This is a genomic window from Ruegeria sp. CG8 (genome assembly GCF_056537165.1).
Genome location: NZ_JBQFRA010000001.1, coordinates 580,584 through 606,619, shown reverse-complemented (window position 1 = coordinate 606,619; position 26,036 = coordinate 580,584). Strand labels below are relative to the sequence as shown.

The window sequence follows — 26,036 nt, the reverse complement described above, 5'->3', positions numbered from 1 at the left end:
CGAGTGACTGCTGTCATAAGGAAATTGCGACTTAATAATTGAATCTAAGACCGATCCCGGCGGCTTGGTCATAGGGTCGATCAGCACCAATCCCGATCAGCACATCTGCATAGAGGGCCATTCCGGGGCTCAGGTTCTTTCCGATCTGGAATTCTGCGGTCGCGGGCCAGGCGTCATTCTCCCAATCATAGGGCGCTTTGATATCCGCTTTGATCCAATACCCCTCACCAAATGGCTGAAGTGCAATTAGGCGCATCGCGGTTTGGTTGACATCGGTCGGTCCATTGTAAGATGCGAAATGCTGGACCAGCGGGATCAGTGTCAGCCCACTTTTTGTGTTTGCAAAAGCGAAGCCTCCGAACGGAGCAATTTGATCAGACCCGGTGCCTATGCCTTCATCGGGGTCGCCAAAATCAAGTATCCATTCAAAACCAAGCGCGGATTTTACAGCCCATGTGTCATGCAAGAGGTTTTGGGAAGGGAAGTAGATCAGCTTGAAGCTGGTCTTCTCGAACCCATTGAACCTCTGTCCCGTCACATTCGTTGAATTGTAATGTAGTTCGTATTTTAGCTTCAGATCGGGGCGCAGCATGTATGCACCATCGATGAAAATGTCCTGACGGTCTGCCCCCCCTTCCAGATCGAAATACTGATAGCGAATGTCCGTGTTGTTAACCGCCGCCAGTGGATTTGACGCGTTTTCCTCAGCTTTGGTGGTAGAAGCCACTACGAGCATCGCCAAGGATAAGACTGCCAGATGAAAGGTGATGCGGGTCATAGTACACCTTGGAAAAATTCATGCGACCAGTCAGACGGCGGTGTATCGGCACCGCCGTCTCAAGTTCGTCATTGCCAGCTTGAAAAGACTTCTCGGGCCAATTCGCTTTCGGGCCTGAGATTTTCAATTCCTTCATAAGGGACACCCTTGCCGAGCGGTTTGTGAGGGTGCTTCACGATGGTTTTCTGATGGCGCTTTACCATGTCTTGGAAAGACGCCCCGGACCACAGTGAATACCCGACAAGCGGATGTTCTTCACGGGGATCGCGATAGACATTGAAGACAGGGGCCGCCGCGCCTGGCTGACCGGGGGCTGGCAGATGCATCTTGAACTCTTGCTTCACCACCGAACGCAATACTGGCCCTTCGTACACATAGACGTAATCGCGGCGCGAATTGCCTTCTCCCTCGAGCAACAATGCCGTCTGATCGATGCCATCAATCACCCGGTCGCGTGGAATGTGGTCTGTCGCGCCTGCGATCCGGGCAAATGTAGAAAACAAATCCGAGACATGAACGATGTCACCTGCCGCACTGCCCGCTTCGATTGCACCGGGCCACCGGATGAACGCATCAGTTCTCACACCGCCTTCAAGGTGCTGTGTCTTTCCACCGCGATAGATCAGTTGGTTTAGGCCGGAAGTCCCCTCATAATGATACATCAAGCCATTGTCAGCCATGATCATGACGACGGTGTTATCCGCCTTGCCGGTTTCATCCAGCTTGGCCAAAACCTCGCCGATCCAACCGTCTAGAACCTGCAATTTGTCCGCATGGAAGCCGCCGTTGCGAGATACGGCCTGCTCAGGATAAGCAAAGTTCAGCGGATAGAGTGGCCAGTATTGCATAAAGAATGGCGCGTCCTGCGAAGCCAGCCGCTCCAGCTGCTCCAATGCTTGAAGCTGATAGCGCAAGTTCATTTCCTCGTATTTCGCTTGGGTCCATTCTTCGCCGGGCTCCATTTCGACTTCGCGAGCCAGACCACCCGCTTCACCTTCTACGCCGGTCACAAGGCCATAGGGTTTGAACCGCTCGTCCAATTGAAATTGGTTGGACTGCCCTGACCAATGGTAACCAAGCATATTGTTGGCGACCATCGCATCACGTGTCATCAAGCTCAGCTGAACCTGCTGATGCAAGGGAAAAGCCGCCCAGTCGAAGCCCTGATTGTGCGGATAGGCCTGTTCAATATCGCCTTGGTGCCATTTCCCGACGTGCGCGGTGTTGTACCCTACTTCCTTGAGGATTTCGGCGATGGTGACTTCCTCGGACGCAAGACCTTCGCCGACCAGGGCGACCTTGACCTCTTCCACGCCCGCGCGCACCGGATGTCGACCGGTCAACATCGCCGTTCGAGTCGGTGTGCAGGATGGCTCCGTGTACATTCGCATCAAAGACATGCCTTCTGTGGCAAAGTCATTGATGTTGGGCGTATCGAAACCGGTGACATAGTTCATCGTCCGGTTGCCCATTTGACCGAAACTCACATCGTCAATCAGAATGTAGAGGATGTTGGGTGGTTGTCCTCCATTCGCGTCACGGATCTCGGCAAGCTTAACTTCTATCTCCGCATCCTGAGCATCCCATTGCTCGCCAAACTGCGCGCGGAGAAACTCGAACTCGCCGTCGTGTATGATAGGCGCTTCTTGGGCAAAACCCGCGCCAGAAATCAGCACCATGGCTGTGGCATGTTTCAATATTGATCTCATCGGTTTCCCTTCCCCTATTTGAATTATATCTTCCCTGCACGCCGCAGCGATTCAGCAATTTCATCCCGAAGACCATCCAAAGACTCGCGGATGTCGCGGGCAATCGTGTACGACCGACTTCTCGGCTCAGTGTTCACGGAGAGGTACTCGTCACTTAGAAGCTGATAGTCTCGGCAGATTTCATCGAAAACGGTGTCCGCCCGCCTTAGGTCCGCAATCGCGGCCCGATGGTTGGGAAACAGGTTATCAAGGGCGATGCCTTTCATTTCGGAGCTCGTTCAATGGATCAACTGGTTTAGGGGAGTGTTGGACGAATTCACTTTTAACAATAGGTATATCGGGGCATAATACGGTGTAATCAGATGCGTAACTTACTGAAAATATGGGTTTAACCAAAGACACATCTTCTCCACTGAATGAGAGCGGGTCACCTGCTGCAAAAGATGTTCGGGCGGCACTTCAGCGGCTTATCAGGTCTTCGACTTTCACGGGCTCGCAGCGCTTGCAGGACTTTCTGGTGTATGTGGTTGAAGAGTCGCTCAATGGTCGGGCCGATGATATTCGTGCCAAGACCATCGCAATGGATGTTTATGGTGGGACCCTGTCAGAGATGTCGCGCCGTGAAAACGTGGTTCGGGTCGATGCTGGTCGCCTGCGCCGAAAGCTTGCTGAATATTACGCTGCCGACGGGCAGGACGAGAAAACGGTGTTTGAACTGCCAAAGGGTGGTTACGCACCTCGGATTTTGAGAAGCGGCTTCGAACCGGCACAGCCCGAATTCTCAGAGCTGGGAACCAGTGCGCGCGCATGGGCTCGGCCAGGTGTTGGGATTATCGGGATTATCATTTTAGGCTATGTTGCTGTTGCTTTTTGGATGAGCTCGACAAAGCAGGATCTTCCGACTGATTTATCCGTAGATGGCCTGAGCCGTGACGAGCGCAGCGCAATTTTTGGCGCATCCCCAATGCGTCTACAGGCTGTAAATCTAGCCAATACTGGTCGAGACCTGATCTTTCCGGCTTTGGAACCTGCGCGTCTTGAAGCGGCCCTGACCATATTCAAGGGGGCAATTGAAAACGACGACAGCTATTTCGGCGGCTATGCAGGTACTGCTCAGGTCGCTGCGACAATTGCTGTACTTACATCCGATACCGACTTGGCTCAGGACATGTTGAACTATGCCGATGCTCAAGCCAAACGGGCCATCGAGTTGGCTCCGGAAACGGGTTGGAGCCAATCCGCAATGGCCTGGGTCAACTTTGCCAAGGGAAACTGGCCTGAGGCAATAGAATTTGCACAAAGAGCGCAACGTTTGGCACCACACGACGTACATGTGTTGGAGTTCGTGTCGCTGGTCCTGCTTTATTCTGGTTCATTCGAACAAGTCATAGCAATTAGCGAGGACGCACTCTCAAAAATTGAGCTAGAACGGGCTTATGTGTTTCAGAATGCGATGGGGTCAGCAAAATTCCATCTGAAGGACTATGAAGGTGCTGTGTCAGCCTTTGAACAAGTAACGGAGAAAGGCGGCCCTGTCGGACCTGTCTCCGTTGCTTACCTAATGGCGTCACATCAGATGTTGGGGAATAAGGCTCAAGCTCAGTCTCTATCAGAACAACTGTCACGCGAGTGGCCGGACAGTCGCGTGGATGCACTGTTTAAGAAACTTTTTGCAAATCCGAAATATGGGCAAGACCTCGGTGACGCCATGAGACAAGCCAATTGGATTCCACCAAATTAGGAGTGTGATTTCGCATTGCGACCGCTTGAGTTTCTATCAACGGCATTGAGACCGAATGCTCAGTAATAGCACCATGTCCGCTTCATTCGAATTCCTGCCATTCGAACATTACGCAGCGTTGGTCAAAATGGGCTCAAAGCCGTCATCCGACGGCATTAGCGATTAGACCGGTTTGTGGTTGCGAGCGGTCATTGGGGCCGCTCTCAGGATTGGTCCGACATCGGCCCTCCCAGTACTATTCAACGAGTTTTCAAGCTCAACTCCGAGATCCTACCGTCGCCTGACCCTCTCTCGATTACGCTCCCGACGTTCGATGTTGATCCGGTGGTCGCGGCCCAATGCCCGGTAGAAGCCCGGTCCCTTGGACCAGTTCAGAAAGTGGGCAAAGCTGTCGACCTGATCGTCGTTGCGTCCGCGTGGAAAGGACTGAAGCTCCCGTTTGAATACCGGCAGCCAGGGTGCATCTGCAGGCAGATAAACCTTGCCCTCTTCGACAGGACCGCAAGCGGACTGGAACCGGGTTTCCTTGTCCTTGTCGGGTTTAATGCGTTCGTAGCGCCGACGGTCATCACGAAACAATTCGTCCAAAAGAGGTTTGCCGGAGGCCGCATCTTCGATCAGGACACGATCGGGATCCCAACGGCCGACAAGTTGCAGTGCCTTGGCTTTCAGGTCTGGGTAGTCTACCTGCCCGCGCCAGACGTCGATAAGATGCCACGCATTTTCGCGGAACCCCCAGGTTGTACAGACAGAGAAATCAGACCGGGGGTCTGCCGACATGCCCGTATCCCAGCTCTGAACCACCAGTTGGAACCAGCGGCGATCTTCGATGGTCTCGTAGGTGCCAAACCACTCCCAGCGCAAGGGCGACCCGTCGGGAGCAATGGGGTTCTGCTGATACTGGCAATTGAACACGGCCGCGCCCATTTCGCGACGCTTGGTATCCAGCGTTTGCTGATCCAAACGGGACGGGCACAGGAGATCACCCGGTTTGCGGCGCATGACCCTTCCACGCCCAAGAGGAACCACCTCATGGCCTTCTGCGATGGCAGGCAGATTCAGATGCCGGTAGGTCCCGCGTTCGAGCAGATAACCCGGCGGATCCATCTCGTGCAACCGTTGCGCAACCATAACCACACGCCCTTCGGCCGGATTGTCGAAGCGCGACAACAAGGTCCCCTCAATGAACTCCTGCGCCTTGACCAGCTCGGCTTCGGAGCCGGCATCTCCGGCTTTCAGCAGGTCATCGATGATGATGTAATCGGCGCCATGACCGGTGACAGAACTTCCAATGGAGACAGCCTTACGGCTGCCTCCCTTTGTGGTGCGGATTTCTTCTGAGGTGTTGCCCTTTTTAGCCAAGACCGTTTCAGGGAACATTTCCCGGTACCAGCGCGCAGACATGATCCGACGACAATCTTCGGAATGTTTGCGCGCCATATCCAACCCATAGCTGGCAACGATGATCTTGGCGCTGGGGTTTTGACCGAGAAGATAAGCGACATATGCAACGGCCACGGTGACCGATTTCAGGCAACGTGGCGGGATGTTGATGATCAGTCGCTTGTTTTCGCCTCGACGGACATTGTCCAACTCATGGCACATGGCCCGCACATGCCAGGCCGGATCAAAGCTGCGGTCAGTTCCCTGGTGCAGCGTGCCAAACACACGCCAAACGAAGGGAAAGAAATTGTCCCGGCAAACCTCGCGAGCGGCTTGCACGACGATTTTTGGATCAGGAGTCGTCATCTTCCGCCTCCTCGTTTTCCAGATCACCGTCACCGTCCAGTTGGCTGGAAAAGAAATCCCGGAGGATGTCGTAGTCGACAGCGTCGGGCTAAACCGTACGGACGCTTTCTTGCGCGTCCAATTCACTTGCGTTGAACAGATCTGTGTCCAGCTTAAGCAGCGCCATCAACAATTTCGTGTCGCCCTTCAACGCGCCTGCCGTGAACCGCTTGGCAATTGCCTCAGCCTTGGAAATCCGGATTTCGTGGCTGCCTTCGCGAACCGTAATCTTGGTTTCCAATTCACGTTTCAAGCTGGCATTCACCCCCTTGGCACCTTTCGGCCGCCCTTTCGGATTGCCGGATCGGCCTTTTTTGAATTGGGTCGCTTTGGGCGGTTTGCCGTAGCCGACCTCATACTCTTTTGTATCGTCAGACATGACCCACCTCCTGTTCTGAAGTGGTATCGTTGGCCGCAAAACGCGCATCGAACGTCTGGCCTGTTACCGCGTGCACGGCGCTCTCACCGGTCATCTCCTGCCAACGGCGGATGGCCACATCGACATAAGCCGGGTCGAGCTCAATAAGCCGCGCTTGGCGCCCGGTTTTCTCAGCTGCCAGCAGAGTCGCGCCGGACCCGCCAAAGGCGTCCAGCACGACATCGCCGCGGTGGCTCACATCCATGATGGCATCTGCAACCAGAGCTGTCGGCTTCACCGTGGGATGATCCGCGAGATCCGCCTCGCGCCCTGCCCCAAAGCTGTTCACACCGGCGTAATCCCAGACGTTGGTCCGGTTGCGCCCGTGTTTGCCCAGCTCGACGTTGTTGATGTGCGGCGCACCAGGCTTCTTGAAAATGCAAATCAGCTCATGCTTTGAGCGATAAAGGCTGCCCATGCCTCCGTTCGTCTTGTTCCAGACGCAGAGATTGATGAGGTCCAATCCAGCTGCTTTGCCCGCCGTAATCAGTTCTTCGATATGACGCCAGTCCATGCAGATCATCGCGATGCCTCCGTTCGGCAGGCAGTCAAACAACTGCGTGATCGCGCCTGAAAGAAAGCCGCGGAACTCGCTATCCGTCATTTCTCCCGACGCCATGGCAAACTCGCGGTATTCGGCGCTATTGCCGGACCGCACATGCCCATTGACAGGCACGTTGTAAGGCGGATCGGTGAAGACTATCTGCGGGGTCTCGCCTTCCAGCAAGGTGTCGTAGCTCTGGGCTTGAAGGGCGTCCCCGCAGAAAATGCGATGATCTCCGAGAACCCAGAGGTCGCCCGGCTCCGTGACTACGGGTGCCGCAGGGTCCGGCGTCTCAACAGTTTCCGCTACAGATACCGTCACCTCACCGACGCTGTCGATAATGATGTCGATCTCCGGTGTTTCGAACCCTGTGATGTCCAGATCAAAGTTCAACTCGCCATCAAGGCTGAGGTCCATCAGCTCGGCAAATTCGATCTGCAACGCCGCTTCATTCCAGTCCGACAATTCCGCCAGCTTATTGTCCGCAATGCGCAGAGCGCGCACTTCCGCTTCTGACAAATGATCCGCGACAACAGTCGGTACGGAATTCAACCCCAGGGCCTTAGCGGCCTCATAGCGGCCATGACCCGCGATGATTGTGCCCGAACCATCCAACAGGATCGGAGTGACAAAGCCAAACTGGGCCACCGATGCTTTCAGTTTGTCGACATTCTTGGCCGCGTGCACGCGGTTGTTGTTGGCGTAGGGCTTGATCTGGCTGATCTGGGATTGGATAACTTTTTCGGCCATCCAGATAGGCGTATTGGACGCCCGAACGTCGCTGTGTGTGTTTTTGGCAGGCATAACCGCCTCCTTTTGCGTGACGCCGCGCGGACGTCGAGATGGAGGGATCGCGCTGGAAAATCGGAGAGAGCACAAATCGCAACTCCCCGGACCAATCGATCCGAGACGTTGCTCCTTTGAATGCTCTCTGCGGAAACCTGTGTTTCCAATGAGTGCTGCCTGCGGGAGCAGTTTCCCGCCCTGATAGTCCGGGCGATTAGGTCGAATGTAGGTGCCATCAATACGAGACGCAACCCCCCAAACTAAAAGTAACCAATTAAGATTGTTGACGAATAATCGGGGGTACGCCAGCAACGCCCTTCAAAACACACGCCTCAAGTAATCGCTTCAGAAAGAGCTGGACTGTTGCCGTCAACCACGCATCACTGAACCCACGCCCGAGCCATTCGGGCGCTCCTCGGTACCGGGGTTCGGCATCTAGCCAGCCCCAAATCAGAGGAGACAATACATGTCCAAGCGGAAGCAAACCAAAATTGACAAAGTGCAACACTTGTTGCGCCGTCCGAGCGGCGCCAGCCTTGAGGCGCTCTGCAAAGCAACGGGATGGCAGCCTCATTCGGTCCGAGCAGCTCTAAGCGGTCTGCGGAAAAAAGGCGTCACAATTGAACGGCGGACATCCGACAAACCAAATGGACCATCCACATATCATCTGGCGGCGGGAACTGGAGAAGCGTCATGACCAAGACGAGCGATGTCGCCGATCTCGCCGCCATGGGTCGATCGGATCTGGTCACGCTTTGGCAGCAACTGTTTGATCAAACCGCCCCCGCCATGCTCAGCCAACCCTTTCTGCGCCGCTTTATCGCCTTTGAGATGCAGTCCCGCCGTCATGGCAGGCTACCCCGCCAGGTCAAAGCCACGCTGGAAAAGGGCTCTGGGAAGAAACCCCGGCCTACATGCCCTGCCCTAAAACCCGGCGGGCGCCTGCTACGCGAGTGGAATAGTGTGACCCATGTAGTCGACGTTACAGAAGACGGCTTCACTTGGAACGGTCGGTCCTATCGCTCACTCTCGGCCATCGCCCGAGAGATTACCGGCGCGCATTGGTCAGGGCCGCGTTTCTTTGGGCTCACCGGCAAGGCGGCCAAATGAGCCCGCGCCGAAAAATCCGATGCGCCATCTACACGCGCAAGTCCTCAGAAGATGGTCTGGATCAGGACTTCAATTCGCTGGATGCGCAATATGAGGCCTGCGCGGCCTATGTCGCAAGCCAGCGACATGAAGGCTGGACCCTGTTGTCCGGGCGCTACGATGACGGTGGCCTGTCGGGCGGCACCCTAGAGCGACCCGCCCTTCAGCGCCTTCTTGAAGAGATCGATGCCGGGCGTATTGACATGGTGGTGGTCTACAAGATTGACCGGCTGACCCGGTCGCTTGCCGACTTCTCTAAGCTGGTCGACCGGCTGGAACAGGCAAACTGTTCTTTTGTGTCCGTCACGCAGGCCTTCAATACCTCATCTTCCATGGGCCGGTTAACGCTGAATGTGCTGTTGTCCTTTGCTCAGTTTGAACGGGAAGTCACCGCCGAACGTATTCGCGACAAGATTGCAGCGTCGAAGAAGAAGGGGCTTTGGATGGGTGGCAACCTGCCTCTGGGCTATGATCGCCACCCCGATCCGAAGGCAAGAACGCTGGTGGTGAATGAAGAGGAGGCCAGAACGGTCCGGCATCTCTTTGGGCTTTATGACGAGCTTGGTTGCCTGCGCAAAGTAGAAGAACGGGCAACGGCAGAAGACCTGCGGTCAAAACGGGTTGTTCGGACAGATGGCAGTGTGAAGGGGGATTGTCCGCTGTCACGGGGTCAAATCTATTACCTGCTGCGCAATCCGGTCTATCTCGGAAAAATCCGCCACAAGGATAAGATCTGGGACGGACAACATCCGGCGATCATCGATCAGGACATCTGGGACCGGGTGCAGGAAAAAATGCGACAGGCCTCCAACCGCTCGCGGGCACGCGGCGACTCCGATGCGCGCCAACACTCCACTGACCCCGGGGCCTGGCTCACCGGTCTGCTGTATGACGAAACTGGTGATCGGTTGACGCCGACCCACACCACGCGCAAAGGCCGACGGTTGCGCTACTATATCTCCAATCGACTGATCTCAGGCGGCAAGGATATCTCTGGCTGGCGACTGCCCGGCCCAGCGCTGGAAAACGCGGTCATTGATGTCATCGTCAGACATTTGCAAGACGCCGCCGCGGCGCACCAAGTACTGGCGCAGCCGGAGGCCGGGTCAGCCGAGGCAGTTCAGACTTCAGTTGCGGATTTAGTAACCCGGCTTCTAGGCCATGGCTGTCAGATCGGCGCTGCTCTTCTGGCCAAAGGCAGACTTGCACGAGGACAGATCGACCTCGAATTTAACCCCAAAACTCTGGCAAGCGCACTTGGCATCGCGGCCGATCATCTGCACCCGGATCTCACCCACGTCACCGCATCTTTCGATCTGTGCCGCCGCGGCGTTGAGGCCAAGGTCATCGCCGGAGACATGGCACCCCAACCTGATCCCCACCTCCGGTCCATGCTGATCCGCGCCCATGGCTGGGCCCGTGATCTGAAGGCCGGAGTTCAACTGATGGAGATTGCCCGCCGCGAAAGCGTCCCTGACGCCTTCATCCGCACCCGTGCTCAGCTCGCCTTTCTCTCACCAAAGATTCAAACGGCGATTCTCGACGGGAGCCAGCCGCCCGAACTCACACTCAAGCGTCTGGTCAGCGTGACCCACCCACTTGAATGGTCCGAACAGGAACGCCTGTTCGGCTTCTGACATCTCCAGCTCCTGCGTCCCTGATACAGACTTCGCCCTCCCTGATCCGGCGGAACAATTCCCTGTTCGCACGAGGAAATTCCCTGTTCCACCTTTTAGGGAATTTGCAACATAAACCTCTGAGAAACATACAGTTCTGATAGAAGAAATGACGGAAGTCAGTCCCGGTTTGCGAATATTCCCTGTAAATTGCAGGTTATCAGGGAAATCCAGCCCAAAGCGACCCCGCTAAAATGCGACACTGAGACTCGCGCCTGAATTGTCCTCTGAATGTACGGTTTGCTTCGTCTCTGATTGAAAGCGCATGCGCCAACGCGCGGGAATTGCGTAACAATTCCGGATCAGAAAATACAACTGAAGTGAGACAGGTATGAGTGGCGGGGAGACAGGGATTCGAACCCTGGGGACGCTCTCACGCCCAACGGTTTTCAAGACCGCCGCATTCGACCACTCTGCCACCTCCCCGGCGCTGGCAGCGGTCTAGGACGAACATCGGTTGGTGGCAAGTCCAAAAGAGGGATTTCTTGCCGAAGCCGGACCCGCGGTCTTTCCTTGAAACAACCCGCAGGTTATGATTTGCGCAATGACTGCAGGAGGCCGGCAAAAGAACCGGTCGAACCGCGGTTGGGGCCAGCCACGCAAAGGCCCTACAGGCAAGGGATAACACAATATGAAGCGAGCGACAGAGACACGCTTTGGACCGCGGCCGTTGGCGGTGCTGGTTGTTGCAATGACTGCGCTGACGGGATGCGACGAAGCTTTGAACGCAGGCAAGTCTTCCTCGGAGGCAGCCAGTGACGATGGGCAGACCCAAAGCAACACCACGGAACTGTTCCCCGAAGTCGCCAGCGGCTCTCAGCGCGATGTTGAAGCGCCGGACGTCTTCGAAGTGACCGAGGCTGGGCTATGGGATGGGCGTCCTTCGTTGGGTGGCATCTGGGTGGCACACCCCAGCGCGTCTCAGCCCGAGCGGGTCGCCATCAAAAACACAAGCAACAACAAGACCGTAACGGGCGCCTTGTTCCGCCGGGAACGAAACCTGCCCGGGCCGGCCCTTCAGGTGTCCTCGGCAGCGGCTGAAAAACTGGGAATGCTTGCCGGCGCTCCTGCCCGTCTGCAGGTGGTTGCACTCCGCCGCGAAACGATCGAGCCGGAGTCTTCGCCGGAACCCGAAGCAGCCCCGACCGAAGAAACTGCAGACGCCGCCGAAGCAACCGCAGCCGAAGAAGTCACAACGGCCGGGCCCGACGAAAATGTCGAAGAAAAGCCGGCCAAGCGGAAATGGTGGCAGAAAAAAACACCTGAAAACACCGGTGCCGTGGTCGCCGGTGCTGCCGCGGCCGGAGCGGCCGCAAGCGCCGCCGCCGAAGAAGCTGCGCCCGCAATTGAGGAAGCAGCAGATGCGTCCGCGACCGCTGCATTGACGGATCCGGTCGTCGCACCGCCACCCGCCCAGAAAAAACGCAAGTGGTGGCAGAAGAAAGATCCCAATGAAATTACCGAGACGCCATTGGACCCGATCGCAGGTGCAGCGGCCGCCATTGACGCATCCGAGCCGACGCCGGCTGCGGCGGCCAGTGCCACAGCCGCATCGTCGAACCTGACCAAACCCTATGTTCAGATCGGAACGTTCGGGGTTGAAGCGAATGCGAAAGCCGCGGCCGAAAAGGTCCGCACGAACGGATTGGCGGCCGAAGTTCTGGAACTGGAGTCGGCGGGCAAGTCGGTCTGGCGTGTATTGGTCGGCCCTGCCACAACCCGCGCCGAACGCAAGGCGATCCTCGGAGATATGAAAGACCTGGGCTTTACCGATGCCTTTATCGTGAAGAACTGAACAGGAGGGTCCAATGCTGACCTCATTCAAATCGGCTGTTCTGGCCGCGGGCCTTGCCCTGCTGGCCCTGCCGGTTCACGCCTTCGACACGTCCGCGCGCGCGGCCTACGTGATCGATCAGACGACAGGCACTGTGCTGTTGTCGAAGAATGCCGATGAACCGCTTCCACCGGCATCGATGTCCAAGCTGATGACGCTCTACGTTGCCTTCGAAGCCCTGCGCGACGGTCGACTGACGCTGGATGAAACGCTTCCGGTCTCGGAACATGCCATGAGCTATGGCGGCTCGACCATGTTCCTGAACACGCAGGACCGGGTCCGGGTCGAGGACCTACTACGGGGCATCATCGTCCTGTCCGGCAATGACGCCTGTGTCGTGATCGCCGAAGCGCTCAGCCCGGACGGTACCGAGGCCGGCTTTGCGCGCTATATGACCCAACGCGCCAGGCAGATGGGCATGAACCACTCGAACTTCACCAACTCGAACGGCTGGCCTGCTGCAGGTCACATGATGTCGGTGCATGATCTGGCCGTGCTGGCCGACCGGCTGATCACCGATTTTCCCGAATATTATCCGCTGTTTGCCGAGGAAACCTTCGAATTTGACGGCCGCGCCCCGTCGAACGTGAACAACCGCAACCCGTTGCTGAAACTGGATATCGGTGCCGATGGCCTGAAGACCGGCCACACGCAAGAGGCGGGCTATGGCCTTGTCGGATCGGCCAAGCAAGGCGATCGCCGGGTGGTCTTCGTTCTTTCCGGGCTCGACAGCATCTCTCGCCGGGCAGAGGAGGCTGAGGCCGTGGTTAACTGGTCGTTTCGAAATTTTATCGAGAGGACAGTTGCCAACGCCGAAACGCCGATAGCACAGGCCAAAGTGTGGATGGGCGCGCAAAAGACGGTTGGGCTTGTGCCCGACGGTGACCTCACCCTTCTGTTCCCCGTTCTGGGCGATCAGAACGTGCAGGCCGAAGTCGTGTATCAAGGCCCGATCAACGCTCCGATCGCCAAGGGCCAACAACTGGCCGAACTTGTGATCCAGCCCGAAGGTTTGCCCGAAATCCGGCGCCCTCTGGTCGCGGCCGAGGATGTGGCGATGGGCGGGTTCCTAGTGCGGCTGATGACCGTGGGCGGCATCGTCCTGAAAGACATGATCAACACCCCGCTGGAGTCGATGTGAGTCCGCGCGGTCTGTTCCTGACATTCGAGGGGATCGACGGTTCGGGCAAGTCCACGCAGGCCCGCAGGCTGGCAGAAAGCCTCGAGGCGGCCGGACATGACGTTGTTCTGACGCGCGAACCGGGCGGTTCGCCCGGGGCCGAGGAAATTCGCCGGTTGGTCCTCGAAGGCGACCCCGACAGGTGGTCGGCGGAAACCGAAATTCTTCTGTTCACGGCCGCACGACGCGATCATTTGGAGCGCACGATCGAACCGGCCTTGAATGCGGGTAAGATCGTGATTTGCGATAGGTTCGCCGACAGCACCCGTATGTATCAGGGCCTGTCGCGCGGAGATCTGCGCGCGTTGGTGGACCAACTCCACGGCCTGATGATCGGCCGCGAGCCCGATCTGACCTTGCTGATCGATATGGATCCGGAAATCGGGCTATCCCGCGCCAAAGGCCGGCAAGGCACCGAAGAGCGTTTCGAGGATTTTGGTCCGGCCCTTCAAAAACGTATGCGCTCGGGTTTCCTTGCGCTGGCGGACGAGTTCAAGGACCGGTTCCGTGTGATCGATGGCAATCGCGACGTGGACAGCGTGGCCGTGGATGTGAGAGAAACCGTCCTGAAGGTTCTGCGGTAATTCACGAATGAGCGACGACACACCCACACCGGACCAGGCGCCCGGCGCGCTTCACCCGCGCGAGACACGCGGGCTGTTTGGACAGGATGCGGCCGAGCAAGCCTTCCTGACCGCCTTTGCGTCTGACCGGCTGCATCACGCGTGGCTTCTGACCGGCCCTCGTGGCGTGGGCAAAGCGACCCTGGCATGGCGCATCGCGCGGTTTCTGCTGGCCACGCCGCCGCTACAGGATGACGGGCTGTTCGGCGCGCCCGAGGCTCCGACGACACTCGACATCGCGCCGGACCACCCGGTTGCAGCGCGGATGCTGGCGGGGGCCGAACCCGGTCTGGCCGCGATCACCAGATCCCTGAATGATCAGGGCCGCCTGCGTAACGAGATCGTTGTCGATGACATCCGAAAACTGGGGCGCTTCTTCGGCCTCAGTTCAGCGGACGGCGGGCGCCGCGTGGTTATCGTGGATGCGGCAGACGAAATGAATGTCAGCGCCGCAAACGCGTTGTTGAAAATGCTTGAAGAGCCCCCTGCCCGCACGACACTGCTGCTGGTTTCGCATCAGCCGTCACGGCTGTTGCCGACGATCCGCTCGCGGTGCCGTACCCTGCGCCTGTCACCGCTGTCGCCGGAGGACATGAAATCGGCGCTGGCACAGACCGGGGCCGAATTGCCTCCGCAATCCGATCACCTCGCGGCTTTGGCCGCCGGTTCCGTAGGCGACGCGGTACGGCTGATCAATCTGGGCGGGATGGAGATCTATGCCGAGCTGATCCAGATACTTGGCACCCTGCCCCGCCTTGACCGCCAGCGCGCGCTGGCTTTGGCCGAAGCGGCCGCGCAGCGCGGAGCAGCCGAGCGCTATGACCTGCTTTTGAATCTGATTGACATCGCCCTTTCTCGCCTTGCTCTGACAGGTGCGACCGGCGCGCCTCCGCAGCCCGAAGCTGCGCCAAACGAAGCCGAAGTTCTGTTGCGCCTGTCATCCTCGCGCCCACAAGCCTTGGGCTGGGCCGAGGCCGCGTCCATCATCACGGCCCGTGCGCGGCACGGGCAGGCGGTGAACCTTGACCCTGTCGCCGTCGTCCTAGATACGGTGTTCAAGATTCAGGAAACCGCCGGTCCGAGCAGATGAGCGACACGCCCCAACCTCCCGCAATCACTGACAGCCATTGCCATCTGGATTTCCCGGATTTCGAGGGCCAGCTGGACGCAATCATCGCTCGTGCGGCCGAAGTGGGCGTGACACGGATGGTGACGATCTGCACACGTCTGCGCAATGAGCCGACCGTGCGCGCGATCGCCGAAACATATGCCCCGGTTTTCTACGCTGCCGGCACCCACCCCATGAGCGCGTCCGAAGAGCCACTGGCGAGCGTCGACGAACTTGTCGCATTGTCCCGACATCCGAAATTTGTCGGCATCGGCGAAACCGGGCTGGACTATCACTACACCGCTGACAGCGCCGAAATCCAAAAACGCTCGTTGCGGGTTCACATTCAGGCCGCCCAAAGTACAGGCCTGCCGCTGATCATTCACGCCCGTGCAGCCGACGAGGACATGGCGACGATCCTGCAGGACGAGTTTCGGAACGCACCTTACTCTTGTGTGATGCATTGCTTCTCGTCCTCGGCCGAACTGGCGCGGGCGGCGTTGGATTTGGGGTTCTACCTCTCCATGTCCGGCATCGCGGCCTTTCCAAAAAGCCAAGAGCTGAGGGATATCTTTGCGGCGGCGCCCGTCGATCGAATTCTGGTAGAGACCGACGCACCATACCTGGCCCCGCCGCCGCACCGGGGCAAGCGGAACGAGCCCGGCTATACCGCTTTCACCGCCCGGGTCGGCGCAGAACTGTTTGGCATGGACTACCCGGATTTCGCCGCGCAGACCCAAGCGAATTTTGATCGACTGTTTGCGAAGGCGGCCGCCTACCCGGTTGCCGCATGAGCATGCTGCGGTTCACGATCCTGGGCTGTGGCTCCTCTGGCGGTGTCCCCCGGTTGGGTGGGCATTGGGGACACTGTGACCCGCAAAATCCGCGCAATATCCGCCGCCGATGCTCGATGCTGGTTGAACGGGACGGGCCGGACGGCACGACCTCGGTTCTGATCGACACGACCCCGGACATGCGCAGCCAACTGCTGGACACCGGAACCGGACGCCTCGACGCCGTTGTCTACACACACTCACATGCCGATCATGTGCACGGCATCGACGACCTGCGCATGATCGTTTTCAACATGCGCGCGCGGGTGCCCGTTTGGGCGGATGGCGACACGCAAAACGCATTGCTGGGGCGGTTCGGCTACGCGTTCATTCAACCCGAAGGCTCGCCCTATCCACCGATCCTCGACCTGAAGACAATTGACGGCCCGTTCGCGATAGACGGTCCAGGAGGGTCAATCCCGTTTCGCCCGTTCAAGGTGAACCACGGATCGATCGATGCGCTTGGTTTTCGTATGAATAACCTGGCCTATCTGCCTGATGTTGCGGAAATCTACGATGATGCCTGGCCCGAGCTTCAAGGATTGGACTGCCTCGTGATCGACGCGCTGCGCCGGAACCCGCATCCGACCCATGCCCACCTGGAAAAGACCCTTGGCTGGATCGAACAGCTAAAGCCGGCTCGGGCAGTTCTGACCAATATGCACATCGATCTGGACTATGCAGCCGTCGATGCCGAGACCCCGGACCATGTCGAGCCTGCCTATGACGGCATGGTGATCCGGCAGCCATTTTAGGACATCGGATTGCACGCGCTTCCCCCAGCTCTGACCGAACAGCCTGGATTGAGGTCGTGACATGTTGCAAAGCCTGATCGACGTCATCCTTCCGGTCTTTCTTGTGATTGGGGCTGGTTATGTCTCGACGCTGACGGGCTACTTCAAAGAAGTTCATATTGACGGGTTGATGAAGTTCACGCAGGGGTTCGCAATCCCCTGCCTGCTGTTTCTGGCCATCGCCCATCTGGATCTGAGCGCCAGCTTTGACCCGCGCCTTCTGGGCAGTTTCTATACCGCCGCAGCTCTGTGTTTCCTTGCGGGGGTTTTCGGCGCTCGCCTGATATTCAAGCGCGAATGGGAAGACTGCGTCGCAATCGGGTTCTGCTGCCTGTTCTCGAACTCGGTCCTGCTGGGCCTGCCGATCACCGAACGCGCCTATGGGCCCGACAACCTGACCGGAAACTATGCGATCATCGCGTTCCACTCGCCGTTCTGCTACTGCGTCGGCATTACCGTGATGGAGGTCATCCGCAACCGAGGCAATGGCGGTATGCGCATGGCTCGATCGGTGCTTTCGGCAATGTTCAAGAACGCGCTGATCCTGGGCATCGCTCTGGGCTTCATCGTCAATCTCACGGGCGTCGGCATTCCGGCAGTGGCAGACGAGGCCTTGAGTCTGGTGACCCGCGCCGCATTGCCCGGCGCCCTGTTCGCCCTGGGTGGAGTTCTGGTCAAATACAAGCCCGAAGGCGACCTGCGGACAATCGGCTATGTTTGCTGCGTTTCACTTGTTCTGCATCCAAGCCTGGTCTGGTTGTTCGGTACAGCGACCGCCCTGCCGCAAGATCTTTTCCGCTCGGGCGTTCTGAACGCGGCGATGGCGCCCGGTTTCAACGCCTACATCTTCGCCAACATGTATGGCCGGGCCAAACGAGTTGCCGCCTCTTCGGTGTTGATTGGCACAGGCGTGTCCATTCTTACGGTATGGATGTGGTTGACGTTGCTCGGATAAAGACGAATTGACTTTGCGGGAGGGCGCCACACCTATCCCGAAACAGAACAAGGAAGCCCCAGCATGCCGACTGCCGTCATCGTAGCGCATGGCCAACCCTCCGACCCAGGTCCGGCCGAGGCATCTCTGGCCATACTGGCCGCTCGGATCGATCAACTTACGGATAGAGTCACAGTCAGATCGGCGACCCTCGCCGCGCCAGGCGCGTTGGAAAAGGTCCTTGATGACATTCCGGACGGCAGCGCGATTTATCCATTGTTCATGGCGAAAGGATGGTTCGTGACTTCTGCGCTTCCCAAGCGCCTTGAAGGGCGCGCAGTTCGGCAACTCGACCCGTTGGGCGTTGACCCGCAGCTACCCAATCTGGTGGCGCGCGCCCTTCAACCCTTGATCGACGAGCAAGGTTGGAGTACCTCATCCACGGATCTGCTTATTGCCGCACACGGCTCAGGCCGCAGCCGCAACCCGGCAGCCGTCACCCACGAATTCGCTGACCGTTTGGCCGGGTTGATATCACTGAAATCAATCCACTGCGGATTTGTCGAAGAACCCCCATCGATCAGTGACGCCGCCCAAATGACCGGGGACCATGCGATCTGCCTGCCGTTCTTTGCCTGCACCGGGGGCCACGTGTTGGATGATATTCCCGCCGAGCTGGGCAAGGCCGCATTTCCTGGCCCGGTGCTGCCTGTGGTCGGCGAGTTGGATGAAATCCAGTCGCACATCGCGCGCACATTGGACGGGGCTTTCGCTGAGTAGTCAAGCAACCAGCCTATCGACGCACCGGTCTACTCCGGTGCCCGCGCCTCTTCGGAATAGAAGCGATGGCACGACCGACCGTTTCGCTTGGCCTCGTACAGGGCCAAATCTGCCGCATGCAGAATCTCAGCCGGTTTCGGGGACAAAAACTGTGACGTGAGGGCGATACCGATGCTCGCCGAAATCGCGCAGGTCTCGCCCTCGAAAACCATCGGTTTCTGAAGGCGGCCAATCAGGCGATTGGCGATCCGTTCAAGTTGAGCCCTGCTCGACAGGCTTTTGAATATCAGAACAAATTCATCGCCGCCGATCCGGGCGACGGTGTCATCGCTGCGGGTTTCTTCCAGCATGATCCGGGCGGCCTGGGACAGGACATAGTCGCCTGCGGCATGCCCCAATTCGTCGTTCACGGCTTTGAAGAAATCCAGGTCCAGGTGCATCAACGCAAAAGTGGATTTCGTTGAAACCAAATGCTCGAGAATATGGTCCATCGCGCGCCGGTTCTTGAGGCCGGTCAGAGTATCCGTATAGGCCTGTTCCTCGGCCGCAAGCATTGCCCCCTGAAGCCGCAGGTTCAACGACCTCGAAGCCTCCATCGCCGCAGACTTGGCCTCGACCAGGTAGAGCAATTCAATCGCGAGGTCGGTACCCGAGAAATCCGCACTTGTCAGGGCATAATCCCGTACGGCGTCCAGGATCGATATCCCGAAGGACAGGTTGATAACCGCGCCTGCATCGTCAGGCAGCGGCGCCACCAACCCCTTCAGTGCTGTGCGCGGTTCATCGTGAAGCTTGAGATGAAGCTTGGTACCTGCCGTCGCCATCAACGCCGGCAGAGTCGTTACGGTTCTGGGCCTTTCCAGTTCAAAAATTTCCAGAAAACCGCTGCCGACCATCGGCTGGTCCGGGCGCAGTTTTTGCAGTGTCGGCCCGACCTGAAGGATACGCCCATCCTGATCTACCAAGGTGAACATCGGGCACAACGTCTCCAACATCCTGCCCAGTTGATCCAGATCCATCATCAGTTCCGCGCCCCCAGATCAAAGTGACGACCCTCGGCAAAGGCGCTTTCGACCAGAACCATCGAGATGACGTCCACCCCGCCCCTTTGCCCGGCATGCGTCAGAATCACGAGCGCGCCATAATCGTCCGCCATTGCTCGCAAAATCCCGATCATGACATTGGCATACCCATCCAGCCCGGGATGGCAGCGCAGTTCGAATTCGTTGGGCGAGCACTCCTGCAGCTCCAGGGCAGGCAATTCAAGGTCAGAGACCGCCAGTTTGACCCGGTCGGCCAGATCATCCAAAGACTGCAGAAACTCGACATAGGTAACGCCGCCAAAGCGCAGAAGGCGCCGCAATCCTTCCATTTTGGGGTGTGAGACCAGATAGGTTCCGAGATCCTCCAGGAACTCGTCCCGCGAACGGTTCAATTGATCGCAGACCACGTCCAGCAGGCGATATGACTTTTCCCGGTCGTAGACGAGCATCGCTTCGAACTCGGCGAACCCAAGTTCAGCGGCCTCGGTCGCCCGAAGCCAGCGCTCACGCCCATAGGTCGCGCATACAAACGATTGAACTGCCCTGTTGATCAATCCGTGCATGAATGCCCTCAAAAAGGTTTCATGCCCGATCCCACCTCAAAGATCTTAACAAAAGCCAAATGCGGCACTTCAAGATGCGGAAAATTCACGAAAATCTCAGACTGAGACATCCTAACGCTCAGACTGTCTGCCCGATGTAGCGCTGTCAGAAATCGGTCGGTGCGCCCCCTTCGGCTTTGCGTCGCGCGACGAAGTCAGCCAGTTCCTCTCGGATCGCCTCATCCATGGGCGGAGCCTCAAAGCTGTTGATGATCTCCTTGAACATCAGATGCGCCCGTTCGGCTGTCCAGATCCCACCCGCGACTTCCCAACCCTCGTAGTTTTTCCAATCGCTCAGGAAGGGTTGATAGAATGCGTTGGTATAGCGATCCTGGGTGTGCTGGATGCCAAAGAAGTGCCCATCGTTCCCGACCGCGCGGATGGCTTCCAGTGCGATTTCGTCCGGGCCTGTGGCGCAGATCTCAGGCTGCATATATCTTTGGATTTGCTGCAATATCTCGCAATCCATGATGAACTTCTCCGGGCTCGCGATCAGGCCGCCCTCCAGCCATCCGGCCGCGTGATAGACCATGTTGGTCCCCGACTGCACCGCCGCCCAGAGTGAATTCGACGTCTCCCAGACGGCCTGGCCGTCCGGTACATTGGCCGCGCAAACACCGGATGAGCGCAAGGGCAGCCCATAGAACCGCGCCATCTGGCCGGTCATCTGGGTCGACCGGATGTATTCAGGCGTGCCAAACGCGGGCGCACCGGACTTCATGTCGACATTCGAGGTGAATGTCCCGATGACACATGGGATGCCGGGTCGTACGTACTGGAACAAGGCAATCGCACACAGCGCCTCGGCCAACGACTGCGCAACGGCCCCGGCCATCGTCACCGGGGCCATGGCCCCAGCCAAAGTGAACGGCGTGACGACAATGGCCTGCCCCCGCCGGGCCAGCCGCAGGCACCCGTCGATCATCGGGTGGTCGTGTTTCAGAGGCGAGGTCGAGTTGATGTTGGTGTACATGCGCGGCGACGCCTCGAATTCCTCGTGGCTGAGACCGCCTGCGATGCGCACCATTTCCATGACATCCTCTACGCGCTCTTTGCCCAACGAATAGGCATGCATCGCCTTGTCCGTCAGCGTCAGCTTGTCATACAGGACATCCAGGTGCCGGACGCTGGCGTGCAGGTCAACCGGCTCGACCGGGTAGCCTCCGGCAAAGTGGATGCAGTTGAAATACTGCGTCAACTTCAACAGGTTCTGGCACATTTCGCGGTTGCCGGGAACCTTCTTGCCGATCTCCATGTCCCAGTAGTTCGGCGGTGACGAGACATTTCCGAACAACATCGTCTTGCCGCCGATCTCGATCGTGTGGTTCGGGTTGCGCGGCGTGATGGTAAAGGTCGACGGCGCCTTGGCGACCATTTCCATAACGAAGTCACGACCCATGCGCACGTTGTCTCCGTTGACGATGCATCCAGCTTCACGCAGGATCTCCAAGGCTTCTTGGTTGTAGAACTCGATGCCGATTTCCTCGAGAATACGCATGGCGCCGTCATGGATGGCTTCGACGCCCTCGGGGCCCAACGGTTCGGTTGGCCGGTCGATGTTGATCGGCGGGTTCCATGGCATCTGGTCGATGACTGCCGCACCGCGGCGCGCTGCAGCGCCTGCGCGTCCACCACCCCTGCGCTTGCGAGTATTCGTGTCGGCCATCTGTTCCTCCGGCGTTTGTTACTCTCAAACAAGACCCGAAGTCCGGTCTCTGGCCGCTCTGTCTGCGACAGCCAAGGTCGGTTTCAACTCATGAACCGCCGATTTTCAGGCAAGGCGCTTTAACGAAGGTTCAGCCAGCCGGGGATGTGGCTGATATCGGGAAGAACGACATCAGCCATCGGTGCAAGATCCTCAACCTTCGCCAATCCGGTCAGAACACCGATCGTGGTCATGCCGGCGGCGCGACCGGCCTCCAGATCGTGCAGACTGTCGCCGACCATGGCGATCCGCTCCGGTGCGACGTCAACATGTTGGGCAAAGGCCAACAACTGGCCGGGCCCAGGCTTGAACCCGTGGCCACTGTCATACCCCGCAATGAAATCGAAATAGGTCTCGATTCCGACCGAGGCCAGGTGCCGTTTCGCCGGCATCTCGCCGTCATTGGTCGCAACACCCAGCTTCTTGCCGGCGTCTTTCAGGAATTGCAGAAAAGGTGCAAGCGCAACGGCCTCGACCTGAGGCGCATGGGCAGAAGCCGCATTCAAGGTCTGAACCAGATCCTCGCGGGACCAGCCGTCAAGGTCTGGGAACAAGGCGTCTGCGACCTCGTCGACGGTGCCAGCGATCACGATACTGTCCTCGGAATAGGTCTCTGTCGCGAAGTCAAAGCCAATGCTCTTTCCAAGCACGGACGCACGCGCATTGTCGCCCTCGCTCAGACGCAGCAGCACCGCCTTGCCGAACGCCCCCCACGTGGCGGCGAAATCAAACAGGGTTCCGTCCTTGTCAAAAACCAGCGCATCAATCGACATGCATTTTTGCTCCTGCGCGGACCCGTTCAGGTCCAATGAACATCCGCGCCGCCTGACAGGACGCTTCGGGCCTGGGCCGGTTGATCGTAGGGGACAGCGTTTGCGTCACAAAAGGCCAACACCCACGAATCGTCAAGCATCAGAAATTCCAGCACCGAAGCAAGAAACTCGGGCTCTGTGGCGCGGTCCCTCAGGTCATCCGCCGAGGCGCCGGTCGAACCAAGGAAAACAGGCAACAATTCATCGTTCCCAACAAGCCACCCAAGCGCTTTCAAGGCCAGAGTTTCGGCGAATTCGGCAGAGATCGGCATGATCAGGCCCCGGTTCGAAGATTTGGAAAGGGTTTGTTAACCAGACTCATAAACACTTTGGCAAGGCATGCAATCTACGGTGAAAACAATGTCCGTGCAGGGAACCATCCTTGTCCTCGACGGGGTCTCGACCAATCGCATCATGCTGAAGGTGCAGCTGACGGCGGCGTGGTATCATGTCGTGCAGGGCGAGAAGCTGGCTGGTCTTGGGGCGTTGCTGCGCCGGACCCGGCCGGATCTGGTGCTGACGGCCCAGACACTACCCGACGGAGACGCGGGCGACGTCAAAAGACTGATGCTGTCCGTTCCGGCCCTGCAGGATGTCCCTGTGGTCGCGATTGCGCCTCAGAACGACCGGACCGCCCGGCTGCGGAACCTGTCCGAGGGGCTGGATGACGTTCTGGCCTATCCGTTCAAAGATACGCTGTTGCTGGCGCGTGTGCGAAGCCTGCTGCGCGCCCGTGCGGAAACTCAGGATCTGAAGAACAGTGGCAACCCTCAATCCGTGGGATTTGCCGAAGCCCCCGCAGCAATGATCACGCCCGCGCGGCATGGTCAGATCGCCGTCTTGGCCCACACCGCACGTACTCGCACGCTGTGGCACAAAGCCCTGAACGGACGAACGCAGTATTCGGTGTGCAGCCATACCCTGCCCAACCTTAGCGGCGTCTTGTCTGGCACCATACCTGACGCGATAGTTGTCGAACTGAACCGCGATCCATCCGGCCTGAACATGTTGGCCGACCTCAAATCCCGCACCGGCACCCGGCGGACCGCTCTGATCGGAATCATTCCCGATGACAACGCCACTCTTGCCGCCGAGGCCTTGGATCGTGGCGCCGATGCAATTTGCCTCGGAGGGTTCTGCCCTGACGAAGTATCGCTTCGGGTCGAGGCGTTGATTGCACGCAAGGCGCATGACGAGCAAATGCGCGACTCGTTGCGCCGTGGGATTGAGGAATCGTGGATCGACACGCTGACCGGCCTGAACAACCGTCGTTTCGCACAGACCGCGATGGACCAATTGCTGCACAGTTCGGTGCACAAACAGCGGGGTTTTGCGATCATGCTGGCCGACCTGGACCATTTCAAATCCATCAATGACCGTTACGGCCACAGTGCCGGCGACAGGGTTTTGGTCGAGGCCGGAAAACGGATGAAACGTGCTTTCGGACCTGACGGTTTCCTCGCCCGCATCGGAGGCGAGGAATTCCTGTTCGGACTGCCAAACGCGACCCGCGAAAAGGCGCTCAGGAAGGCGGCCGATATCTGCAACGGCGTCAGCAGCGTACCGGTCGTCCTGCCGGACATTCCTGCCCGGCTTCCGGTGACGGTCAGCATCGGGCTGAAGGTATGCGAGCCACCCTTCTCCCCAATTCCGGACGGCTCACTGTCGGCCGAAAGCCTGTTCAAATGTGCGGACAAGGCGCTTTATGCGGCCAAACAGGCCGGCCGGAACCAAGTGTGGATTAAACAGAACGCTGCCTAAACGGGTCAGTCCTTGCGTTTCTTGGGATCCGGGCGCCGCTTCAACACGTCTTCCAAGCGGTCGGCATAAGCTTTTCGTTCTTCGTCGGACATGGCCGAAACCCGAGCCAGCCATTGCTCTTGCAGTGCTGCCTGGATTTCGTCATTCGCCCTGGCTTGTTCTTCCAGCAGGTTCTGGACTTCATCGCGGTCGAACGGATTGGCCCGCAGCGCCTTGCCAAGCGCCTTGAAATCACGAGACCTTTTCTCGGCCCCGCGCCGATGCTTGTCAGCCAGATCTCCTCTCAACGCCTTGCGTTGCGGATCAGGAAGTGCGCGGTACAGGGCAGGCCCAAATCCGGGAGGAACATCGTCCCGCACACCATGAAACCGCAGCGCAGTCCCGATGATCACCCCGGCGACCAGCAGATTCAGACCAAGGGATACGACCAGCAGCACAGGCACCCAGCGCCGTGGGGGTTTGACGTGTTCATTCATTCCGCTTCCTCCAGAAACGCGGCCTCGAGACCGAGATTGGCGACCATGTAGGATGCATCCTGGGTCATTATGTAATTTGCCGGGTCCGGCAGAAAGGACGGCGCGGCAAAACCGACCCATGCGCCAACAACGCTGGCCGCCGCAAGCCCACTGAGCGCCTGCCAGCCCCCGAGACCGGCAACGAGATTGCCCAGAAACCCCTGTGACTTGGGTTTCGCTGTTTTTGTCGCCGCAAGCCGGATGGCCTCGGCATCCGTGAGGATACGAACGGCCAAATCGTCGGGCAGATCAACATGTGCCTGCCGTGCCTCGGCAAACAAAAGATCCAGTTCTGTATCTTGGTCAGACATGGTCATACCCCAACTCTTCCTGACGGCCTGACAGTATGGCCGTCAACGACCGCTTTCCGCGGGCAACAAGACTTTCTACCGCTTCTACGGAAATCCTCATGATTCCCGCGATTTCCGGATTGGACAACTCCTCGATATGCCTGAGAATGACAGCTTCGCGCTGCCGTTCGGGCAATTGTGCCAAGGCCGCTTGCAACGCATCCACGCGGGCGTTTTGCTGCATTCGGTCCACGACACTGGGCTGGTCGTCCTCAGGCTCTGGCACATCGTCCAATGTGCCTGCTGTTTTCTTCCGCCGCAGATCGACACACAGGTTCAAGACCACGCGGTACAACCAGGTCGAGATCTTGGCCTGCCCCGGAACCCAGTCCGCCGCCACTTTCCACAGCCGAAGCATCGCTTCCTGGGTTACGTCTTCGGCCTCTGCCCTGTTGTTCAACATGCGCAGAGCAACCGAATAGCACCGCGGCCCCAACCGATCGGTCAACAGGCGTGCTGCCTGGGCGTCGCCTTCGGCAAACCGCTTCAGCAACACGTCGTCGCTGCAGGCATCCGCGGCGACCGTGTCGCCGCGGACAGTATGCGCAGAGGACGGCACGTCCTTCATCCTGC

At 58.4% G+C, this 26,036-nt stretch carries 27 protein-coding genes and 1 tRNA gene; 13 read left to right on the top strand and 15 right to left on the bottom strand.

What is annotated here, in order from left to right; genetic code table 11:
• Positions 1-31: 31 nt before the first annotated feature.
• The 3 genes from ACR0EF_RS02980 to ACR0EF_RS02970 form a co-directional block, all read right to left on the bottom strand.
• Complete coding sequence (locus ACR0EF_RS02980; RefSeq protein ID WP_170371467.1) at positions 32-778, bottom strand: hypothetical protein; 747 nt, start codon at positions 776-778, stop codon at positions 32-34.
• A gap of 68 nt (positions 779-846) precedes the next feature.
• On the bottom strand, positions 847-2,475 hold the full coding sequence (locus tag ACR0EF_RS02975) for a sulfatase-like hydrolase/transferase (protein ID WP_254433919.1): 1,629 nt from the start codon (positions 2,473-2,475) through the stop codon (positions 847-849).
• A gap of 35 nt (positions 2,476-2,510) precedes the next feature.
• A complete protein-coding gene (locus tag ACR0EF_RS02970; RefSeq protein ID WP_170337406.1) occupies positions 2,511-2,753 on the bottom strand; it encodes a hypothetical protein in 243 nt (80 codons plus the stop codon).
• Between the two features lie 116 nt (positions 2,754-2,869).
• On the opposite strand from ACR0EF_RS02970, the gene ACR0EF_RS02965 reads away from it, so the two are divergent.
• Positions 2,870-4,228, top strand: coding sequence for a tetratricopeptide repeat protein (locus ACR0EF_RS02965; RefSeq protein WP_170371471.1), 1,359 nt, complete (start codon positions 2,870-2,872; stop codon positions 4,226-4,228).
• Between the two features lie 270 nt (positions 4,229-4,498).
• Here the strand turns inward: ACR0EF_RS02965 and terL are convergent, their stop codons facing one another.
• The 3 genes from terL to ACR0EF_RS02950 all read right to left on the bottom strand — a co-directional run bounded on the left by terL (position 4,499) and on the right by ACR0EF_RS02950 (position 7,782).
• The gene (gene terL, locus ACR0EF_RS02960; protein WP_170371473.1) at positions 4,499-5,632 is read right to left on the bottom strand and encodes a phage terminase large subunit; all 1,134 of its coding nucleotides are present in this window, start codon (positions 5,630-5,632) and stop codon (positions 4,499-4,501) included.
• Between the two features lie 433 nt (positions 5,633-6,065).
• The gene (locus ACR0EF_RS02955; protein ID WP_170371031.1) at positions 6,066-6,395 is read right to left on the bottom strand and encodes a DUF5681 domain-containing protein; all 330 of its coding nucleotides are present in this window, start codon (positions 6,393-6,395) and stop codon (positions 6,066-6,068) included.
• On the bottom strand, positions 6,388-7,782 hold the full coding sequence (locus tag ACR0EF_RS02950) for a site-specific DNA-methyltransferase (RefSeq protein WP_244952328.1): 1,395 nt from the start codon (positions 7,780-7,782) through the stop codon (positions 6,388-6,390). The genes ACR0EF_RS02955 and ACR0EF_RS02950 overlap by 8 nt, the downstream gene beginning before the upstream one ends.
• A gap of 448 nt (positions 7,783-8,230) precedes the next feature.
• On the opposite strand from ACR0EF_RS02950, the gene ACR0EF_RS02945 reads away from it, so the two are divergent.
• From ACR0EF_RS02945 to ACR0EF_RS02935, 3 genes are read left to right on the top strand one after another with little or no spacing between them, the layout of a single operon-like run.
• Positions 8,231-8,461 (top strand): DUF3489 domain-containing protein, encoded by a 231-nt coding sequence (locus tag ACR0EF_RS02945; protein WP_093964945.1) that lies wholly within the window; start codon positions 8,231-8,233, stop codon positions 8,459-8,461.
• Positions 8,458-8,874, top strand: coding sequence for a DUF2924 domain-containing protein (locus ACR0EF_RS02940; RefSeq protein WP_170371474.1), 417 nt, complete (start codon positions 8,458-8,460; stop codon positions 8,872-8,874). The genes ACR0EF_RS02945 and ACR0EF_RS02940 overlap by 4 nt, the downstream gene beginning before the upstream one ends.
• Complete coding sequence (locus ACR0EF_RS02935) at positions 8,871-10,550, top strand: recombinase family protein (RefSeq protein ID WP_170371476.1); 1,680 nt, start codon at positions 8,871-8,873, stop codon at positions 10,548-10,550. Before ACR0EF_RS02940 ends, ACR0EF_RS02935 begins: the two co-directional genes overlap by 4 nt.
• Positions 10,551-10,925: 375 nt before the next feature.
• Here the strand turns inward: ACR0EF_RS02935 and ACR0EF_RS02930 are convergent.
• Positions 10,926-11,015: transfer RNA gene (locus ACR0EF_RS02930), tRNA-Ser, on the bottom strand.
• A 265-nt stretch (positions 11,016-11,280) separates the two neighbouring features.
• Between ACR0EF_RS02930 and ACR0EF_RS02925 the strand changes: the two genes are divergently transcribed.
• The 8 genes from ACR0EF_RS02925 to ACR0EF_RS02890 all read left to right on the top strand — a co-directional run bounded on the left by ACR0EF_RS02925 (position 11,281) and on the right by ACR0EF_RS02890 (position 18,675).
• On the top strand, positions 11,281-12,384 hold the full coding sequence (locus ACR0EF_RS02925) for an SPOR domain-containing protein (protein WP_254433920.1): 1,104 nt from the start codon (positions 11,281-11,283) through the stop codon (positions 12,382-12,384).
• A gap of 13 nt (positions 12,385-12,397) precedes the next feature.
• The gene (locus ACR0EF_RS02920) at positions 12,398-13,564 is read left to right on the top strand and encodes a D-alanyl-D-alanine carboxypeptidase family protein (protein WP_170364444.1); all 1,167 of its coding nucleotides are present in this window, start codon (positions 12,398-12,400) and stop codon (positions 13,562-13,564) included.
• Positions 13,561-14,187, top strand: a complete 627-nt coding sequence (gene tmk / locus ACR0EF_RS02915) for a dTMP kinase (protein WP_170341058.1) — start codon at positions 13,561-13,563, stop codon at positions 14,185-14,187. The genes ACR0EF_RS02920 and tmk overlap by 4 nt, the downstream gene beginning before the upstream one ends.
• Before the next feature lie 7 nt (positions 14,188-14,194).
• Positions 14,195-15,316: a DNA polymerase III subunit delta' gene (locus ACR0EF_RS02910; protein ID WP_170369259.1), complete on the top strand. Its 1,122-nt coding sequence runs from the start codon at positions 14,195-14,197 to the stop codon at positions 15,314-15,316.
• The gene (locus ACR0EF_RS02905; RefSeq protein WP_170369261.1) at positions 15,313-16,128 is read left to right on the top strand and encodes a TatD family hydrolase; all 816 of its coding nucleotides are present in this window, start codon (positions 15,313-15,315) and stop codon (positions 16,126-16,128) included. The genes ACR0EF_RS02910 and ACR0EF_RS02905 overlap by 4 nt, the downstream gene beginning before the upstream one ends.
• On the top strand, positions 16,125-16,922 hold the full coding sequence (locus ACR0EF_RS02900; protein ID WP_170369263.1) for an MBL fold metallo-hydrolase: 798 nt from the start codon (positions 16,125-16,127) through the stop codon (positions 16,920-16,922). Before ACR0EF_RS02905 ends, ACR0EF_RS02900 begins: the two co-directional genes overlap by 4 nt.
• 61 nt (positions 16,923-16,983) lie before the next feature.
• Positions 16,984-17,916 carry an AEC family transporter gene (locus tag ACR0EF_RS02895; RefSeq protein ID WP_170341050.1) on the top strand — a complete coding sequence of 311 codons (933 nt, stop codon included), beginning with the start codon at positions 16,984-16,986 and terminating at the stop codon, positions 17,914-17,916.
• Between the two features lie 63 nt (positions 17,917-17,979).
• Entirely contained in the window at positions 17,980-18,675 is a 696-nt protein-coding gene (locus ACR0EF_RS02890; RefSeq protein ID WP_170369265.1) for a CbiX/SirB N-terminal domain-containing protein, read from the top strand.
• Between the two features lie 29 nt (positions 18,676-18,704).
• On the opposite strand, the gene ACR0EF_RS02885 is transcribed toward ACR0EF_RS02890, so the two are convergent.
• From ACR0EF_RS02885 to ACR0EF_RS02865, 5 genes are all read right to left on the bottom strand, one after another.
• On the bottom strand, positions 18,705-19,697 hold the full coding sequence (locus tag ACR0EF_RS02885) for a GGDEF domain-containing protein (protein WP_170369266.1): 993 nt from the start codon (positions 19,695-19,697) through the stop codon (positions 18,705-18,707).
• On the bottom strand, positions 19,697-20,281 hold the full coding sequence (locus ACR0EF_RS02880) for a heme NO-binding domain-containing protein (RefSeq protein ID WP_170369268.1): 585 nt from the start codon (positions 20,279-20,281) through the stop codon (positions 19,697-19,699). Before ACR0EF_RS02880 ends, ACR0EF_RS02885 begins: the two co-directional genes overlap by 1 nt.
• Before the next feature lie 145 nt (positions 20,282-20,426).
• Positions 20,427-21,986 carry a trimethylamine methyltransferase family protein gene (locus ACR0EF_RS02875; RefSeq protein ID WP_170369270.1) on the bottom strand — a complete coding sequence of 520 codons (1,560 nt, stop codon included), beginning with the start codon at positions 21,984-21,986 and terminating at the stop codon, positions 20,427-20,429.
• Positions 21,987-22,105: 119 nt separating this feature from the next.
• Positions 22,106-22,798: an HAD family hydrolase gene (locus ACR0EF_RS02870; protein ID WP_170369272.1), complete on the bottom strand. Its 693-nt coding sequence runs from the start codon at positions 22,796-22,798 to the stop codon at positions 22,106-22,108.
• Between the two features lie 26 nt (positions 22,799-22,824).
• Positions 22,825-23,109 carry a DUF3572 domain-containing protein gene (locus ACR0EF_RS02865; RefSeq protein WP_170369274.1) on the bottom strand — a complete coding sequence of 95 codons (285 nt, stop codon included), beginning with the start codon at positions 23,107-23,109 and terminating at the stop codon, positions 22,825-22,827.
• Positions 23,110-23,197: 88 nt separating this feature from the next.
• Between ACR0EF_RS02865 and ACR0EF_RS02860 the strand changes: the two genes are divergently transcribed.
• On the top strand, positions 23,198-24,598 hold the full coding sequence (locus ACR0EF_RS02860; RefSeq protein WP_170371478.1) for a diguanylate cyclase: 1,401 nt from the start codon (positions 23,198-23,200) through the stop codon (positions 24,596-24,598).
• Positions 24,599-24,603: 5 nt separating this feature from the next.
• Here the strand turns inward: ACR0EF_RS02860 and ACR0EF_RS02855 are convergent, their stop codons facing one another.
• The 3 genes from ACR0EF_RS02855 to ACR0EF_RS02845 are packed head-to-tail and all read right to left on the bottom strand — an operon-like array spanning position 24,604 to position 26,031.
• Positions 24,604-25,074: a periplasmic heavy metal sensor gene (locus ACR0EF_RS02855; protein ID WP_170369278.1), complete on the bottom strand. Its 471-nt coding sequence runs from the start codon at positions 25,072-25,074 to the stop codon at positions 24,604-24,606.
• Positions 25,071-25,424, bottom strand: coding sequence for a hypothetical protein (locus ACR0EF_RS02850; RefSeq protein WP_254429904.1), 354 nt, complete (start codon positions 25,422-25,424; stop codon positions 25,071-25,073). The genes ACR0EF_RS02855 and ACR0EF_RS02850 overlap by 4 nt, the downstream gene beginning before the upstream one ends.
• Entirely contained in the window at positions 25,417-26,031 is a 615-nt protein-coding gene (locus tag ACR0EF_RS02845) for an RNA polymerase sigma factor (RefSeq protein WP_093964927.1), read from the bottom strand. The genes ACR0EF_RS02850 and ACR0EF_RS02845 overlap by 8 nt, the downstream gene beginning before the upstream one ends.
• Positions 26,032-26,036 lie beyond the last annotated feature (5 nt).